Raw genomic sequence first — 17070 nt, 5'->3', positions numbered from 1 at the left:
CGACAAAGGGGCCTCGCGGCCCCTTGATTTCTCCGTTTCACAAATACTCTCGGGGGTCCGGGGGCAGACAGCCCCCGGTCCGGCCGTCACGCCGGGATCGGCATCCGCGCCTCGACCATGCCGGCATACCAGCTCGACCCCGCCGGAATCGCATTGTCGTCGAAGTCATAGGCCGGGTGATGCACCATCGCCGTGTCGCCATTGCCGACGAAGATATAGGCGCCGGGCCGTTCATTCAGCATATAGCTGAAATCCTCGCCCGCCATCAGCGGCTCCATCTCCATGTTCACCTCGCCCGCCACCTGGCGCGCCACCTCGGCCGCGAATCCGGTGGCTTCCGGGTGGTTCATCGTCACCGGATAGCCGCGGTCATAGCGCACCTCGGCCGTGGCGCCGAAGGCGGCGGCGACATTTCCCGCGACGCGCTTGATGCCCTCTTCCAGCTGGTCGCGCACCTCGGGCGCGAGGCTGCGGGCGGTGCCCTTCAGCTTCACCACCTGCGGGATGACGTTATGCGCGGTCGAATCGGTCTCGACCACGCAGACCGAGACCACGCCGCTCTTCAGCGGATCGACATTGCGCGACACCACCGATTGCAGCGCCACGATGATCTGCGCCGCGACCAGAAGCGTGTCGATGGCCTCATGCGGCTTGGCGGCATGGCCGCCCTTGCCGGTGACCAGGATGTCGAACTGGTCGGCGGCGGCCATCATCGCGCCCTCGCGGATGGCGAAGCTGCCCACCGGATAGCCGGGCATGTTGTGCATGCCATAGAATTCCTGGATGCCCCAGCGATCGACCAGCCCGTCCTGCACCATGGCCAGGCCCCCCGCCCCGCCCTCTTCGGCGGGCTGGAAGATCACCACGGCGGTGCCGTCGAAATTCCGCGTCTCGGCCAGGTATTTCGCCGCGCCCAGCAGCATGGCGGTATGGCCGTCATGGCCGCAGGCATGCATGACCCCCGGATTCTTCGAGGCATATTCCGCACCGGTCTGTTCCTTGATCGGCAGCGCATCCATATCGGCGCGCAGCCCGATCACCCGGCCGCTGCTGTCGCTGCGGCCCTTGATGACGCCGACCACACCGGTGCGGCCGACGCCCTCGGTGACCTCGTCCACGCCGAAGCTGCGCAGCAGCTCGGCCACCCGGCCGGCGGTGCGATGGACCTGATAGTCAAGCTCGGGGTTCTGGTGAAAGTCGCGGCGCCAAGCGGTGATCTCGGGCAGCAATTCGGCAAAGCGGTTCTTGACGGGCATGTGACGATCTCCTTCGGCCCGCAGGTTACGCCTTTCGCCCCGCGCCGCAAGGCCGTGCAGGCCGGCAATACGCAAGGCGACGCCGATGCCCGCGCCTCAGCCATGCGTCACCGGCTCGGTCAGCACCAGATGGCCGGGCGCGACCTCGGCATAGGTCGAGGGCAGCGGGACGTAGCCGATGGGCTGGATCGGCGAGGGGATCGGGCGGAAGCGCAGATCCTCGCTGATCTTGCGGCGGCGCGGATCGGCGACCGGGACAGCGGCCATGAGCTGGCGGGTATAGCTGTGCTGCGGATTCTCGAACACCTGCCGGCGGCTGCCGATCTCGACGATGCGGCCCAGATACATGACCGCGACATGGTGGCTGACCCGCTCGACCACCGCCATGTCATGGCTGATGAACAGCATCGAGATGCCCAGGTCGCGCTGCAGTTCCATCAGCAGGTTCAGCACCTGCGCCTGGACCGAGACATCCAGCGCCGAGACCGCCTCGTCCGCCACGATCAGCTTGGGGTCCAGCGCCAGGGCGCGGGCGATGGCGATGCGCTGGCGCTGGCCGCCGGACATCTCGTGCGGGTAACGCTTCATGAAGCCGCGCGGCAGCTCCACCCGGTCGAAGAGCTGGGCGATGCGGTCGCGGCGCTCGGTGCGGTTGCCGATGCCATAGTTCAGCATCGGCTCCTCGATCTGGTCCAGCAGCCGCATCTGCGGGTCGAGGCTGGCGAAAGGATCCTGGAAGATCATCTGCATGTCGCGCCGCGCCTTGCGCAGATCGCGGGTGCCAAGCGCCAGGATGTCGCGTCCGCCCAGGCTGACCTGTCCCGATGTCGGCTCGACCAGCCGCAGGATCGAGCGGCCGGTGGTGGACTTGCCGCAGCCCGATTCGCCGACCAGCGACAGGGTCTCGCCGGCATTGACGGTGAAGCTGACGTCCTCGACCGCATGGACCTGGGCCACGGTGCGGCGCAGGATGCCGCCCTTGACCGGGAAGCGGGTGCAGAGATGCCTGACCTCCAGCAGCGGCTCGGGGGTGCGGGGGACGACCGGCTCGGGCCGGGCCGCCTGCCCTTCGCGCATCAGCCGCATCGGCTCGGGCGCGTCGCGGCCGGCCATCTCGCCCAGCCGCGGCACGGCGGCCAGCAGCGCCTGGGTATAGGGCTCGCGCGGGGCCTCGAAGATCTGCTCGACCGGGCCTTCCTCGACCTTGTTGCCGCGGAACATGACCACGACGCGGTCGGCCATCTGCGCCACCACCGCCATGTCATGGGTGATGAACAGCACCGCCATGCCGGTTTCGCGCTTCAGCCGGTCGATCAGCGCCAGGATCTCGGCCTGGATGGTCACGTCCAGCGCCGTGGTCGGCTCGTCGCAGATCAACAGGCGCGGCCGGCAGGCCATGGCCATGGCGATGACGACGCGCTGGCGCATGCCGCCGGACAGCTCGTGCGGGTATTGCCGCAGCCGCCGCTCGGGCTCGGGGATGCGCACCTCGGCCAGAAGCTCCAGCGCCCGGGCGCGGGCTTCGCGCCGCGACAGGCCGCGATGCACCATCAGCCCTTCCGAGAGTTGCTCGCCCACGGTGAAAACCGGGTTCAGCGCCGTCATCGGCTCCTGGAAGATCATCGCGATCTCGTTGCCGCGGATGTCGCGCATGGCGGCGGGCGGGGCCTTGGCCAGGTCGACTTCGCCCCGCTCGCGCTGGAAAAGCAGCCGGCCCTGGGCGATCTCGCCGCCGCCGAACTCGACCAGCCGCATCAAGGACAGCGAACTGACCGACTTGCCCGAGCCGGATTCGCCCACCACGCAAAGGCATTCGCCGGGCCGGATGTCGAAGGACAGCGACTCGACCCCGGTAACCGGGCCGTCATGGGTCTGGAATTCGACCCGCAATCCCTCGACCCGGACCAGCGGCTTTCCGTCCAGCATCCGCACCCCCTGACCATTGCCCGACCATTGTTGCGGCATTCAGGCTAATGCCCCGCCGTCACATTGCAATCGCAAAGCGGGGCGGGAACTTGTTTCTTGCTTTTCATCCGGGACCTGTCTGAAACTCGGCGCATCCGAGGGACAGCAAGACCGGGGAAACGGCAGAAGGCAAAACACCACCGGAACCGGCAGCGCCAGAGGTCCCGCGCAGATCCACCGACAGGAGAGAGCGATGAAACTGAAAACCCTGATGCTGGGCGCGGCGGCAACCACCGCCTTTGCCGCCGCCATGACCCCCGCCGCCTTTGCCGCGCGGGGCGCCGACGGGCAGGTGAACGTCATCATGTGGCAGGCACCCTCGACGATGAATCCCTACCTCTCGGCCGGCACCAAGGACATCATTGCCAGTTCCATCGCGCTTGAGCCGCTGGCGAGCTTCACCACCGAGGGCACCATCGAGCCGCGGCTGGCGGCCGAGCTGCCCTCGGTCGAGAACGGCGGCATCGCCGAGGACCTGAAAAGCGTCACCTGGAAACTGAAGCCGGGGATCAAATGGGCCGACGGCAGCCCCTTCACCGCCGAGGACGTGGCCTTCACCGCCGCCTATTGCATGGACCCCTCGGGCGGCTGCGCGCAGCTGGCGAAGTTCGAGGGCGTCGAAAAGGTCGAGGCGGTGGACGAGCTGACGGTGAAGATCACCTTCGTCTCGCCGCGGCCCGACCCGTTCTCGGCCTTCGTGGGGGCGCAGTCGCCGGTGCTGCAAAAGGCGCAGTTCGAGAACTGCACCGGCGAGAAGGCCCCGACCTGCACCCAGCAGAACTTCAACCCCGTCGGCACCGGCCCGTTCAAGGTGGTCGAGTTCCGCACCAACGACACCATCACCTTCGAGGCGAACCCGGAATATCGCGACCCCGAAAAGCCCGCCTTCGCCCGGCTGGTGGTCAAGGGCGGCGGCGATGCGGCGGCGGCGGCGCGTTCCGTGCTGGAGACGGGCGAATTCGACTATGCCTGGAACACCCAGCTGGCCCCCGACGTGATCGCCGGCATGGAGGCGGCCGGCAAGGGCCAGAACGTCGCCGCCTTCGGCTCTCTGGTCGAGCGCATCCATGTGAACCTGACCGATCCCTCCTCGGACCTGCCCGAGGGCGAACGCTCCACCGCCAAGCATCCGCACCCGATCCTGACCGATGCCAATGTCCGCAAGGCGCTGTCCATGGCCATCGACCGCGAGCTGCTGACCGAGCTCGGCTATGGCCCGGCCGGCCAGCCGACCTGCAACCTGGTGCCGGCGCCGGCGGCCTGGGCCTCGGACAATACCGAATGCCTGACCCAGGACATCGAGGGCGCCAAGAAGCTGCTGGACGAGTCCGGCTGGACGCCCGGCGCAGGCGGTATCCGTGAAAAGGACGGCAAGCGGCTGAGCTTCGTGTTCCAGTCCTCGGTCAACGCGGTGCGGCAGGACTTCCAGGCACTGATCAAGCAATGGTGGTCCGAGATCGGCGTCGAGACCGAGCTGAAGACGGTCGACCCTTCGGTGTTCTTCGGCGGCGACGCGGGATCGCCCGACACCTTCCAGAAGTTCTATGCCGATATCGAGATGTACGCCAACAACTTCGAAGGCAACAACCCCGAGCCCTATCTGGCGCGCCAGACCTGCGACAAGATCCCCGGTCCGGAAAACCAGTGGCAGGGCGAGAACACCAGCCGCTATTGCGACCCGGAATTCGACAGGCTGATCGGCGAGATGACGCAGATCGTCGATCCGGCCGAGCGCGGCGCCATGGGTCGCAAGCTGAACGACATGCTGACCAAGGACAGCAATGCCGTCATTCCGCTGGTCTATCGCGGCACCGCCTCGGCCGTGTCGAACACGCTGGGCGGCGTCAAGCTGAACGCCTGGGACAGCGAGCTGTGGAACGTCGCGGACTGGCATCGCATCAAGCAATAGGCCATGCTGGCGAAAGACCGGCCCCGTCGCGGGGGCCGGCCCCTGACCCGTCAACAGGCTGAAAGACCATGATGATTTCCCGACTGATCGTTTCGGCGCTGGCGCTGGCCGTCGCTTCGCCCGCCCTGGCCGAACGCGGCGGCGACGGCGAGCTGCGCGTGCTTTACTGGCAGGCCGCCACGGTGCTGAACCCCTATCTGTCGACCGGCGCCAAGGACGTGGACCCGGCCTCGATGGTGATCGAGCCGCTGGCCATCGTCGCCGACGACGGCAGCCTGGTTCCGGTGCTGGCGGCCGAGATCCCCAGCCGCGAGAATGGCGGCATCGCCGAGGATTTCACCTCGGTCACCTGGAGGCTGAAGCCGGGGCTGGTCTGGTCGGACGGCTCGCCCGTCACCGCAGAGGACGTGAAGTTCACCGCCGAATATTGCATGGACCCGGCCTTCGGCTGCGCGGTGCTGGCCGAGTTCGAGGGCATCGCCTCGGTCGAGGCGCTGGATGCGCAGAGGGTGCGGCTGAATTTCGACGCGCCGCGCTATGCGCCCCTGCAAGCCTTCGTCGGCGGGCGCACGCCGGTGCTGCAAAAGGCGCAGTTCCAGCCCTGCATGGGCGCGGCGGGCGCCAGCTGCACGGCGCAGAATTTCGGCCCCATCGGCACCGGCCCCTATCGGGTGACGGATTTCCGGCCCGGCGACGTGGCGGTGTTCGAGATCAACCAGCATTACCGCGACCCCGCGAAACCCGCCTTCGACCGGGTGACGGTCAAGGGCGGCGGCGATGCCATGGCGGCGGCGCGGGCGGTGCTGGAATCGGGCGAGTACGATTTCGCCTGGAACCTGCAGCTGCCGCCCGAGTCGGTGGCGGCGATGGAGGCGCAGGGCAAGGGCAGGCTGGTCGCCAGCTTCGGCTCGATGGTCGAGCGGATCGAGCTGAACCAGACCGATCCCAGCTCGGACCTGCCCGAGGGCGAGCGGTCCACCGCCGCGCATCCGCATCCGGTCCTGGGCGATCCGGCGGTGCGCCGGGCGCTGTCCATGGCCATCGACCGGCCGCTGCTGGCCGAGCTGACCTATGGCCCGGCCGGCAAGCCGACCTGCACCATCGTGCCGGTGCCGGCCGCCTATGCCTCGGGACGCGACGAATGCCTGGCGCAGGACATCGAGGGCGCGAAAGCGGCGCTGGACCAGGCCGGCTGGCTGCCGGGCGGCGACGGCGTGCGTGAAAAGGACGGTCATCGGCTGTCGCTCGTGTTCCAGACCACGGTGAACCCGGTGCGCCAGGACGTGCAGGCGCTGGTCAAGCAATGGTGGTCCGAGATCGGCGTCGAGACCGAGCTGAAGGCGGTGGACGGCGCGGCCTTCTTCGGCGGCGATCCGGGCAATCCCGATTCGCAGCAGAAATTCTATGCCGATGCGCAGATGTTCACCGATGCCTTCTATATCCCCGACCCTGCCTCGTTCCTGAACAAGTTCGTCTGCTCGCGCATCCCCTCGGCGGAAAACCAGTGGCAGGGCAACAATTCCGTGCGCTTCTGCGACAAGGCCTATGACGCGGGCATCGCCGAGCTGCATCGCAGCGCCGAGCCGGAACAGCGGCAGGAGATCGCGAAACGCCTGACCGACACGCTGACCGCCGAGGGCAATTACCTGCTGCCGCTGGTGCATCGCGGCATGGTCTCGGCCCATGCGGGCAGCCTGCGGGGCGTCGCCCCGAACGGCTGGGAGGGGCAGCTGTGGAACGTCGCCGGCTGGAGCCGCGTCGAGTGAGGAAAAAGCCGTGAGCGCGAAAGGATCGCCATGCTGAGTTTCGCCCTGCGCCGGCTCTTGCTGGCAATCCCGACGCTGCTGTTCATCTCGCTGGTGATCTTCCTGCTGCTGGAAGCCTCGCCCGGCGATCCCTTGGGCGACGTGCCGCTGACCGTGCCGCCCGAGGTCAAGGAGCGGATGCGCGAGGCGCTGGGGCTGGGGCAGGCCTGGTATATCCGCTATGTGCTGTGGCTGAAGCAGTTCTTCTGGGTCGAGCCGCTTCACTGGTTCGACCGCGCCTTCGGCACCGGGTTCAGCGAAGGCATGCAGCGCATCATCAGCTTCCAGAGCCGCAGCCCGGTCTTCGACGTGATCGCGCAGCGGCTGCCGCAGACGCTGACCGTCGTCGGCATGTCCTACCTGATCGGGGTGCTGATCGCGATCCCGATCGGCATCGTCTCGGCCTACAAGCAATATAGCTGGTTCGACCAGATCGGCACCTTCGTGTCGATGGTCGGCTTCTCGCTGCCGACCTTCTTCACCGGGGTGGTGCTGATCATCGTCTTCGGCATCAAGCTGCAATGGTTCCCGTCGATCTACGACACCACCTTGCGGGTGACGGATTGGGACAGCTTCGCCCAGCAGGTGCGGCAGATGGTGATGCCGGTCACGGTGCTGGCGCTTTACAACGCCGCGCAGATCAGCCGCTTCATGCGCGCCTCCATGCTGGACAACCTGCGGCAGGATTACGTGCGTACCGCCCGCGCCAAGGGCCTGTCCGAGCGCGTCGTAGTGCTGAAGCACGTGCTGCGCAATTCGCTGATCCCGGTGGTCACGGTGATCGCGCTGGGTCTGCCGGCGGTCTTCGGCGGCGCCATCATCACCGAGCAGGTGTTCAAGGTGAACGGGCTGGGGCAATTGCTGATCCTGGCGATCAACGCCAACGACATCCCGATGGTGATGACGCTGACCTTCATCTTCGCGGTGCTGATCGTCACCTTCACCCTGATCGCCGACCTGCTCTATGGCGTGCTGGACCCGAGGATCCGCTATGACTGACCGGCTGCTGATCGAGGAAAGCGCGGTCAATGCCGCGGCACCGGGGGCCGAGGCGCTGCCACCGGCCGCCCCAACGCCCGAGGCCCCGGCCCGCAGCCAGTGGCGCGACATCTGGCGGCAGTTCCGCAGCCATCGCGGCGCCATGGTGGCGCTGGTGCTGTTCGTGGCGATCATCCTGTTCGTGGCCGTCGGGCCGCTGGTCTGGACCATCGAGCCGACCTTCGTCGACATCCGCGCCCGCAACCAGGGCTTCAGCGCCGCGCATCCGCTGGGCACCGACCAGCTGGGCCGCGACCTGCTGGCCCGGCTGATGGCGGGGGGGCAGGTCTCGCTGGCGGTGGGGCTGACCGCCATGGCGATCGCGCTGAGCCTGGGCAGCCTGATCGGCATCAGCTCGGGCTATTTCCGCCGGCTCGACGCGCCGCTGATGCGGCTGACCGAGCTGTTCCTGGCCCTGCCGCTGCTGCCGCTGCTGCTTCTGATGGTGACGCTGTTCCGCGAGCCTTTGGGCAAGGCGATGGGCCCGGCGGGCGGCACCTTCCTGCTGATCGTCGGCGCCATCGGCGTCACCTCGTGGATGCAGACCGCGCGCATCGTGCGCGGCGAAGTGCTGGGCCTGAAGGAGCGCGAGTTCATCCTGGCGGCGAAATCCATCGGCACGCCGGCGCCGCGGATGATCCTGCGCCATGTGCTGCCCAACGTGGTCTCGCCCATCGTGGTGGCGGCGACGCTGGGCATCGCCACGGCGATCATCACCGAAAGCGCGCTGTCCTTCCTGGGGCTGGGCTTCCCGCCGGATTTCCCGACCTGGGGGCGGCTGCTTTACGACGCGGTGGACCAGATGCAGATGTATCCCTGGCGGGTGGTGCTGCCGGGGCTGCTGATCTCGCTGACGGTGCTGTCGGTGAACTATATCGGCGACGGGTTGCGCGATGCCATGGACCCGCGGATCCGCAAGCGCTGAACGGCGCGGTTGCATGGGTATTTGGCGAGCAAAGAAGCCTAGAGCGCCGCGGCCAGGCGCGGCAGTTCCGCGCGCGGCAGGATCAGGAGCATCGGGCCCTCGCATTCCAGCGTGACCGGGCCCGTGGCTTCGTTCGAGGTGCCGCTGCGTCCGGCCGGCGCGAAGGCCAGCCCGTCGATGGGCCATTTCAGGCCGGTCGAGCTGCCCGAGGCCGGGCCCATCGGGAACAGCGAGACCCGGGTGCCGGGGGCGAGGTCCAGCGCGAGATGCGGGGGGGCGAGGGTGATCGCGTCCTCGCCGGCGATCAGGATGCAGGGCGGGCCGATGCGGCGGGCGAGCACGCCGAGCGCCGAGAGGAAATGATCGTGGCGCGCGCCCGAGAAACCCAGCGCAATGATGAAGGGCGCACCGAGCCGGGAGAGGCATTTCTCGAAATCGGTGCTGTCCTGCTCGGCGATGGGATGCTGGTTTTCGGCCGGGATCTCGGCCCGGGCGCGGGCCGAGATGCTGTCGAAATCGCCCCAGACCGCCGCCGGCATCAGCCCGTGGCTCAGCGCGGTATCGGCGCCGCTGTCCGCGGCGGCCACCACCGGCGCGAGCCGCAGCGCCTGCTGCAGGTCGGCGCGGCTGACCGGCGCGCCGCCGATCAGCGTGACCGGGCGGGCGCTGGTGAACCTCATTCGCCCTTGCCGATGCCGGAGAAGACCTTGCGGAAGGGCAGCGCCCAGAGGATGCCCAGGGCCACATAGACCGCAAGCTCGACCAGGATCGGCTGGCGGCCCCAGCTCCGGTCCATCCAGTTCACCAGGCTCACCGCCACCACGATATAGAGCGGCAGCCCGACCAGCAGGATCACCAGCGACCAGCGTTTGCGCGTCTTGAGGTCCATGTCAGCCCGCGTCAGTCCGCAAAGGGATCGGTCACGAGGATGGTATCGTCGCGCTCGGGCGAGGTCGAGAGCAGCGCGACGGGGCACTGGATCAATTCCTCGATGCGGCGGACGTATTTGATCGCATTGGCCGGCAGGTCGGCCCAGCTGCGCGCGCCCTGCGTCGAATCCTGCCAGCCCTCCATCTCCTCGTAGACGGGTTTCGCGCGGGCCTGCAGCGCCGCGGCGGTGGGCAGGTGGTCGTAATGCTGGCCGTCCACTTCGTAGCCGGTGCAGATCTTGAGCGTCTGGAAGCCGTCCAGCACGTCGAGCTTGGTCAGCGCGATGCCGTCCACGCCCGAGATGGCGCAGGTCTGGCGCACCAGCACCGCATCGAACCAGCCGCAGCGGCGCTTGCGGCCGGTGACGGTGCCGAATTCATGGCCGCGCTCGCCCAGGCGCTGGCCGTCGGCATCGTCGAGCTCGGTCGGGAACGGGCCTTCGCCGACGCGGGTGGTATAGGCCTTGACGATGCCCAGCACGAAGCCGATGGCCGAGGGGCCGAGCCCGGTGCCGCTGGCCGCCATGCCCGACATGGTGGTCGAGCTGGTCACATAGGGATAGGTGCCGAAATCGATGTCGAGCAGGCTGCCCTGCGCGCCCTCGAACAGGATGCGCTTGCCGGCCTTGCGGTAGTCGTTCATCACCTTCCAGACCGGCTGGGCGTATTGCAGCAGTTTCGGGGCGATTTCCAGCAGCCTGGCGCGCAGCTCCGCCCGGTCGATGGGCGCGGCGCCGAGGCCCTGGCGCAGGGCGTCGTGATGGGCGAGCAGGCGGTCGAGGCGCGAGTCCAGCGTCTCCTCGTCGCCAAGGTCGGCGACGCGGATGCTGCGGCGGCCGACCTTGTCCTCATAGGCGGGACCGATGCCGCGGCCGGTGGTGCCGATCTTGCTGGCACCGGCAGCTTCCTCGCGCAGCTTGTCGAGGTCCTGATGCAGCGACAGGATCAGCGGGGTGTTTTCCGCGATCATCAGGTTTTCCGGGCTGATCTCGACCCCCTGCGCGGCCAGCTTGTCGATTTCGGCGAACAGCGACCAGGGGTCCAGCACCACACCGTTGCCGATGACCGCCATCTTGCCCTTGCGCACGATGCCCGAGGGCAGGAGCGACAGCTTGAAGACCTGATTGCCGATGACCAGCGTGTGGCCGGCGTTGTGGCCGCCCTGGAAGCGCGCGATCACATCGGCGCGTTCCGACAGCCAGTCGACGATCTTGCCCTTGCCCTCGTCGCCCCATTGCGCGCCGACGACCACCACATTGGCCATTGTGCTTCCCCTTGCGGTCATGAATGCCGCGAACCGTATAATGGCCGAAGCCCTTGGGGGGAAGCGCATTCCGCCCTGCCTGCGAAATGCCCAGCCTGCCCCGATTTCGCGCAGATCGGGGATCGGGCCGGCGGATCTGGTGCCTTTCCTTGCAGTCGCGGCGCGGCTCTGCCGATGCTTCGGGCAAAGAGGTCCCGATGCTGCACCAGACGATCCCCTGCCAGCTTCCCCGCGCCCAAGGGCGTGTCCGCGCCGGATTCGCGCTGCGCGGCGGCACGACTCGGCTGGAGCGGCTGCACCAGTCCGGCAGCGGCAAGGCCATGCTGCCGCCCGCAGGGGGCTGCGAGCTGGTGCTGCTGAACACTTCGGGCGGGCTGACCGGCGGCGACCGGATGGAGATCGCGGTCGGGCAAGGGCCGGGCACGCGGCTGGTGGTGACGACCCAGACGGCCGAGCGCGCCTATCGCTCGGTGACCGGGCGCGCGGGGGTGCAAGCGCGCTATGCGGTGGCGGACGGCGCGCATCTGGACCTGCTGCCACAGGAGACGATCCTGTTCGACCGCGCCGCGCTGGTGCGCGAGCAGGAGGTGGCGCTGGCCGGCACGGCCAGCTGCCTCTGGGCCGAGGTGCTGGTGCTGGGCCGCGCGGCCATGGGCGAGACGGTGACGCGGCTGGACCTGAGCGACCGGCGCCGCATCAGCCGCGACGGCCGGCCGGTCTTTGTCGAGAACCTGCGCATCACCGATGCCGCGCTGGCCGGATGCGGGCCGGCGATGCTAGCCGGATGCCGCGCCTTTGCGACGCTGGTGCTGGTGGCCCCCGACGCCGCCGACCGCCTGGGGCGGGCGCGGGATGCGCTTGGCGCGGACGGCGCCGCCAGCGCCTTCGACGGCAAGCTCGTGGCGCGGCTGATGGCCCCGGATGGCTGGGAGCTGCGGCAGGCGCTGATGCGGCTGATCCGGGCGATCCGGCCCGGCCCCCTGCCCCGCGTCTGGCAAATCTGAAGGAAGCCCAAGATGAACCTGAGTCCCCGCGAAAAGGAAAAGCTGCTCGTCTCGGTCGCCGCCATGGTGGCGCGCGCCCGGCTGGCCCGCGGCGTCAGGCTGAACCACCCCGAGGCCATCGCGCTGATCTCGGATTTCGTGGTCGAGGGCGCGCGCGACGGCCGCACGGTCGCCGAGCTGATGGAGGCCGGCGCCCATGTCATCACCCGCGAGCAATGCATGGAGGGTATCCCCGAGATGATCCATTCCGTGCAGGTCGAGGCCACCTTTCCGGACGGCACCAAGCTGGTCACCGTCCACGATCCCATCCGCTGAGAGGCTGCCATGAAACCTATCCTTCCCCTGCTGCTGATGCCGACGGCGGCCTTTGCCCATCCCGGCCATGTCGGCCATGCCGCGCCCTTCGCCGAGGGCTGGATGCACCCCCTGGGCGGCACCGACCATGTGCTGGCGATGGTTGCAGTCGGGCTATGGGCCGCGACGGCGGCGGACCGGCGGGGCCTCTGGGCGCTGCCGCTATGCTTCGTCGCCGCCATGCTGGCCGGCGGCGCGCTGGGGGCGGCGGGCCTGCCCCTGCCGGCGGTCGAGCCGATGATCCTGGCTTCGTCCGTCATCCTCGGCCTTGCCGTGGCGCTGGCGCTGCGGCCCTCGCTGGGCTTTGCCTTGCCGGTGGTGGCTGTCTTCGGCCTGATGCACGGCCATGCGCATGGGGCCGAGGGGCCGGCCTCGGGTCTTGCCGCCTATGCGGCGGGCTTCGTGCTGGCGACCGCGGCGCTGCATCTGGCAGGGATCGCGCTTGGCCGGCTGGGCGCCACGCGCCTGCTGGGCGCGGCGACGGCGGCGGCGGGCGTCGCGCTGGCGGTGCTGCCGTGATCCCGGGCGAACTCTTTCCGGCCGAGGGCGAGATCGTCCTGAACGCCGGGCGCGAGGCGATCACGCTGATGGTCGCCAATACCGGCGACCGGCCGGTGCAGGTCGGCAGCCACTACCATTTCGCCGAGACCAATCCGGGGCTCGATTTCGACCGGGCGGCGGCGCGCGGCATGCGGCTGGACATCGCCGCCGGCACCGCCGTCCGCTTCGAGCCGGGCCAGCGGCGCGAGGTGCGGCTGATCCCGCTTGCCGGCCGGCGCGCGGTCCATGGCTTCAACGGCACGGTCATGGGCCCGCTGGATTAAGGAGAGGATCATGGCGCTGACCATTTCCCGCGGCGACTATGCGCAGATGTATGGCCCGACCACCGGCGACCGCCTGCGGCTGGGCGATACCGAGATCGTCATCGAGGTCGAGCGCGACCTGACCACCTATGGCGAAGAGGTCAAGTTCGGCGGCGGCAAGGTGATCCGCGACGGCATGGGCCAGTCGCAGGCCAGCCACGCTGAGGGGGCCATGGACACCGTCATCACCAATGCGCTGATCCTTGACCATTCCGGCATCTACAAGGCCGATATCGGCCTGCGCGACGGGCGCATCCACGGCATCGGCAAGGCCGGCAATCCCGATACCCAGCCGGCCGTGACGCTGGTGATCGGCCCCGGCACCGAGATCATCGCCGCCGAGGGCCGCATCGTCACCGCCGGCGGCATGGATGCGCATATCCATTTCATCTGCCCGCAGCAGGTCGAGGACGCCATCGCCTCGGGCATCACCACCATGCTGGGCGGCGGCACCGGCCCGGCGCATGGCACGCTGGCCACCACCTGCACGCCGGGGCCCTGGCACATCCGGCGGATGCTGATGGCGATGGATTCGGTGCCGGTGAACATGCTGATCTCGGGCAAGGGCAATGCCTCGCGCCCCGAGGCGCTGGAGGAGATGGTCCGCGCCGGCGCCGCCACGCTGAAGCTGCACGAGGACTGGGGCACCACCCCGGCCGCCATCGACTGCTGCCTGACCGTCGCCGATGCGATGGACGTGCAGGTGACGATCCATACCGACACGCTGAACGAATCCGGCTTTGTCGAGCACACGCTGGCGGCGATCAAGGGCCGCACCATCCACGCCTTCCACACCGAGGGCGCGGGCGGCGGCCATGCGCCGGACATCATCCGGCTGGTCGGTGCGCCGAACGTCATCCCCAGCTCGACCAATCCGACCCGCCCCTTTACCGCCAACACGGTCGAGGAGCATCTGGACATGCTGATGGTCTGCCATCACCTCGACAAGCGCGTGCCCGAGGACGTGGCCTTCGCCGAAAGCCGCATCCGCCGCGAGACGATCGCGGCCGAGGACATCCTGCACGACATGGGCGCCTTTTCAGTGATCTCCTCCGACAGCCAGGCCATGGGCCGGGTGGGAGAGGTGGTGACGCGGACCTGGCAGACCGCGCACAAGATGAAGCTGCAGCGCGGGCGGCTGGCCGGAGAGACGGGCCGGAACGACAACCTGCGCGCCCGGCGCTACGTGGCGAAATACACCATCAACCCCGCCATCGCGCATGGCATCAGCCATGAGATCGGCAGCGTCGAGCCGGGCAAGCGCGCCGATCTGGTGATCTGGGACCCCGCCATGTTCGGCGCCAAGCCGGAAATGGTGCTGGTCGGCGGCATGATCGCCTGGGCGCAGATGGGCGATCCGAACGGCTCGATCCCGGTGCAGCCCATGTATATGCGGCCGATGTGGGGCGCGATGGGCCGGGCGCGGCATGCCTCGGGCACGACCTTCGTCAGCCGGGCCGGGCTGGATGCCGGCTGCGCCGAGGGGATGCTGAAAGCGGCGGTGGCGGTGCGGGATACGCGCGGCATCGGCAAGGCCGACATGCGGCTGAACGACGCGACACCGCTGATCGAGGTGGACCCCGAAACCTACGAGGTGCGGGCGGATGGCGAGCTTCTGGCCTGCCAGCCCGCCACCGAACTGCCGCTGGCGCAAAGATATTTCCTGTTCTGAAAGCCGCTTACGCCCCCGCTGCAATGCAGCATTGCAAAAGAAGCCATGGTGATGACCGCGAAACAGACCTACATTCGACGCCAGGGGAGGAAACCATTCGCCAATACCGAAAGGGTTTCCAATGGCTACCATCTCGACCAACATCTTCTCGCCCCGCCTGCCGGAACTGTTCGACGCATTCCTCAAGCGGTTCGCGCGCGGAACCGAGGCCTATATCGAGAAGCATTCGCGCCGTGCCGAGATCGAGGCGCTGGAGGCGAAATCCGACGCCGAACTGGCCCGGATGGGCATCACCCGCGACCGGATCGTGCATTACGTCTTCAGCGACCGCATCTGGTTCTGACCTGCAAGGGGGCGCCGCGATGAGCGCGCCCCTGCCGTTGCGGGCCGTCGCGGTGCTTCGCGCGACCCCCGCCGACGACACGGTGGTCCTCGACTACGAGGGCCGCTTCCTGCGCCGCAAGCGCCTGACCTCGCGCGGCGGGCTGTCCTTTCTGGTCGACCTGCCCCAGACGGTCAGCCTTGATCCCGGCGACGCATTGCAGCTGGAGGACGGGCGTCTGGTCGGCATCGCCGCCGCGCTGGAGCCCTGCCTGCGCATCGAGGGGCCGCTGCCCCGCCTCGCCTGGCATATCGGCAACCGCCACACCCCCTGCCAGATCGAGCCCGACCACCTGCTGATCCGCGCCGATCATGTGCTGGAGGCCATGCTGCGCGGCCTCGGCGCCCGCATCACCCCGACCATGGCGCCCTTTGCCCCCGAGGGCGGCGCCTATGGCCATGGCCGCACCATGGGCCATGACCATGCGCATTAGCCGATGTCCGCGCTGGACCGCCTGTCGCTGATCCAATGGCTGTCGCCGGCCTTCCCCACCGGCGGCTTCGCCTATTCGCACGGGCTGGAACAGGCGATGGCCGAGGGCGTGCGGGACGCCGATGCGGTTTCGGACTGGGTCGCGGATGTGCTGCGCCATGGCGGCGGCCGGCTCGACGCGGTGCTGCTGGCGCTGGTGCTGCGCGGCGAGGATGCCGAGGAGATCGCGGATCTTGCCCGTGCCTTGGCCGGCTCAGCCGAGCGGCTGGCGGAAACCGCGGACCAGGGCCGCGCCTTTGCCGCCACCGTCTCGGCGCTTTCGGCCGCGACGCTGCCGGCGCGGCCGCTGCCCGTCGCGGTGGGTGAGGCCGCGCGCCGACTGACCCTGCCGGCCGAAGAGGTGATCGCGCATTACCTGCACGCCTTCGCCGCGAACCTGATCTCGGCCGCGACGCGCTTCCTGCCGCTGGGCCAGGCCGAGGCGCAGGCGGCGCTTTCCCGCCTGCATCCCCTGATCGCCGCGCTTGCGGCCGAAGCCGCGACGGCCGGGCGCGACCGGCTGGAAAGCTGCTGCTTCGGCGCCGATCTGGCGGCGATGCGGCATGAAACCCTGGAGGTAAGGATCTTCCGCACATGATGAACGGACCTTTGCGCGTCGGCATCGGCGGCCCGGTCGGCGCCGGAAAGACCACCCTGACCGAGCAGCTGGCCCGGGCGCTGGCGCCGCGCCTGTCCATGGCGGTCATCACCAATGACATCTATACCCGCGAGGATGCCGAGGCGCTGATGCGCGCCCAGGTGCTCCCGGCCGAGCGCATCCGCGGCGTCGAGACCGGCGGCTGCCCGCATACCGCGATCCGCGAGGATGCCAGCATCAACCTGGCCGCCGTGGCCGATCTGCGCACCGCCTTCCCCGAGTTGGCGCTGATCCTGATCGAATCGGGCGGCGACAACCTGGCCGCGACCTTCTCGCCCGAGCTCGCCGATCTGACGATCTATGTCATCGACACCACTGCCGGGCAGGACATCCCCAGGAAGCGCGGGCCGGGGCTGGCCCGATCCGACCTGCTGGTGGTGAACAAGACCGACCTTGCGCCGCATGTCGGGGTGGATCTGGCGCTGCTGGAAAGCGATGCACGGGCGGCGCGGGGCACGCGGCCCTTCGTCATGGCGCAATTGCGGCATGGCAAGGGGGTCCGCGAGATCGTGGATTTCCTGCTGCGCGAGGGCGGGCTGGCCCTGCGCTGACCCGTGAACGATCCGGCCGCGCGA

At 68.7% G+C, this 17070-nt stretch carries 18 protein-coding genes; 13 read left to right on the top strand and 5 right to left on the bottom strand.

The features are described 5' to 3' along the window. Positions 1-86 precede the first annotated feature (86 nt). Both L632_RS0100195 and L632_RS0100190 read right to left on the bottom strand, forming a co-directional pair. Complete coding sequence (locus L632_RS0100195) at positions 87-1256, bottom strand: M20 aminoacylase family protein (protein WP_028711914.1); 1170 nt, start codon at positions 1254-1256, stop codon at positions 87-89. A 96-nt stretch (positions 1257-1352) separates the two neighbouring features. Further along, positions 1353-3182, bottom strand: coding sequence for an ABC transporter ATP-binding protein (locus L632_RS0100190; RefSeq protein ID WP_028711913.1), 1830 nt, complete (start codon positions 3180-3182; stop codon positions 1353-1355). A 232-nt stretch (positions 3183-3414) separates the two neighbouring features. On the opposite strand from L632_RS0100190, the gene L632_RS0100185 reads away from it, so the two are divergent. The 4 genes from L632_RS0100185 (at position 3415) to L632_RS0100170 (ending at position 8898) form a co-directional block, all read left to right on the top strand. Next, complete coding sequence (locus tag L632_RS0100185) at positions 3415-5130, top strand: peptide ABC transporter substrate-binding protein (RefSeq protein WP_028711912.1); 1716 nt, start codon at positions 3415-3417, stop codon at positions 5128-5130. 68 nt (positions 5131-5198) lie between these two features. Continuing rightward, positions 5199-6896, top strand: coding sequence for a peptide ABC transporter substrate-binding protein (locus L632_RS0100180; protein ID WP_028716137.1), 1698 nt, complete (start codon positions 5199-5201; stop codon positions 6894-6896). Positions 6897-6926: 30 nt separating this feature from the next. Further along, positions 6927-7934, top strand: a complete 1008-nt coding sequence (locus tag L632_RS0100175) for an ABC transporter permease (protein WP_028711910.1) — start codon at positions 6927-6929, stop codon at positions 7932-7934. After that, on the top strand, positions 7927-8898 hold the full coding sequence (locus L632_RS0100170; protein WP_028711909.1) for an ABC transporter permease: 972 nt from the start codon (positions 7927-7929) through the stop codon (positions 8896-8898). The genes L632_RS0100175 and L632_RS0100170 overlap by 8 nt, the downstream gene beginning before the upstream one ends. Before the next feature lie 38 nt (positions 8899-8936). On the opposite strand, the gene L632_RS0100165 is transcribed toward L632_RS0100170, so the two are convergent. From L632_RS0100165 to L632_RS0100155, 3 genes are read right to left on the bottom strand one after another with little or no spacing between them, the layout of a single operon-like run. After that, positions 8937-9578, bottom strand: coding sequence for a thiamine diphosphokinase (locus L632_RS0100165; protein WP_028711908.1), 642 nt, complete (start codon positions 9576-9578; stop codon positions 8937-8939). After that, entirely contained in the window at positions 9575-9787 is a 213-nt protein-coding gene (locus tag L632_RS0100160; protein ID WP_028711907.1) for a DUF2842 domain-containing protein, read from the bottom strand. Before L632_RS0100160 ends, L632_RS0100165 begins: the two co-directional genes overlap by 4 nt. Positions 9788-9798: 11 nt before the next feature. Beyond that, positions 9799-11091 (bottom strand): adenylosuccinate synthase, encoded by a 1293-nt coding sequence (locus L632_RS0100155; RefSeq protein ID WP_028716136.1) that lies wholly within the window; start codon positions 11089-11091, stop codon positions 9799-9801. Between the two features lie 197 nt (positions 11092-11288). Here L632_RS0100155 and L632_RS0100150 point away from each other — a divergent pair, with 197 nt between their 5' ends. The 9 genes from L632_RS0100150 (at position 11289) to ureG (ending at position 17046) form a co-directional block, all read left to right on the top strand. Beyond that, a complete protein-coding gene (locus L632_RS0100150; protein ID WP_028711905.1) occupies positions 11289-12095 on the top strand; it encodes an urease accessory protein UreD in 807 nt (268 codons plus the stop codon). Between the two features lie 12 nt (positions 12096-12107). Then, positions 12108-12410 (top strand): urease subunit gamma, encoded by a 303-nt coding sequence (locus L632_RS0100145; protein WP_028711904.1) that lies wholly within the window; start codon positions 12108-12110, stop codon positions 12408-12410. A 9-nt stretch (positions 12411-12419) separates the two neighbouring features. Continuing rightward, entirely contained in the window at positions 12420-12968 is a 549-nt protein-coding gene (locus L632_RS0100140) for a HupE/UreJ family protein (protein WP_028716135.1), read from the top strand. After that, complete coding sequence (locus tag L632_RS0100135; protein ID WP_028711902.1) at positions 12965-13273, top strand: urease subunit beta; 309 nt, start codon at positions 12965-12967, stop codon at positions 13271-13273. Before L632_RS0100140 ends, L632_RS0100135 begins: the two co-directional genes overlap by 4 nt. A 10-nt stretch (positions 13274-13283) precedes the next feature. Next, positions 13284-14984 (top strand): urease subunit alpha, encoded by a 1701-nt coding sequence (gene ureC / locus L632_RS0100130; RefSeq protein WP_028711901.1) that lies wholly within the window; start codon positions 13284-13286, stop codon positions 14982-14984. A 121-nt stretch (positions 14985-15105) separates the two neighbouring features. Beyond that, entirely contained in the window at positions 15106-15327 is a 222-nt protein-coding gene (locus L632_RS0100125; protein ID WP_028711900.1) for a hypothetical protein, read from the top strand. 19 nt (positions 15328-15346) lie between these two features. Continuing rightward, entirely contained in the window at positions 15347-15799 is a 453-nt protein-coding gene (locus tag L632_RS0100120) for an urease accessory protein UreE (protein ID WP_036696929.1), read from the top strand. A gap of 3 nt (positions 15800-15802) precedes the next feature. After that, complete coding sequence (locus L632_RS0100115; RefSeq protein ID WP_028711898.1) at positions 15803-16435, top strand: urease accessory protein UreF; 633 nt, start codon at positions 15803-15805, stop codon at positions 16433-16435. Then, entirely contained in the window at positions 16432-17046 is a 615-nt protein-coding gene (gene ureG, locus L632_RS0100110) for an urease accessory protein UreG (protein ID WP_028711897.1), read from the top strand. Before L632_RS0100115 ends, ureG begins: the two co-directional genes overlap by 4 nt. Positions 17047-17070 lie beyond the last annotated feature (24 nt).

This window comes from Paracoccus sp. J39, from assembly GCF_000518925.1.
Classification (GTDB): Bacteria; Pseudomonadota; Alphaproteobacteria; order Rhodobacterales; family Rhodobacteraceae; genus Paracoccus.
Note: the sequence above shows the minus strand (reverse complement) of the source record. Positions and strands in the feature narration are given on the sequence as shown.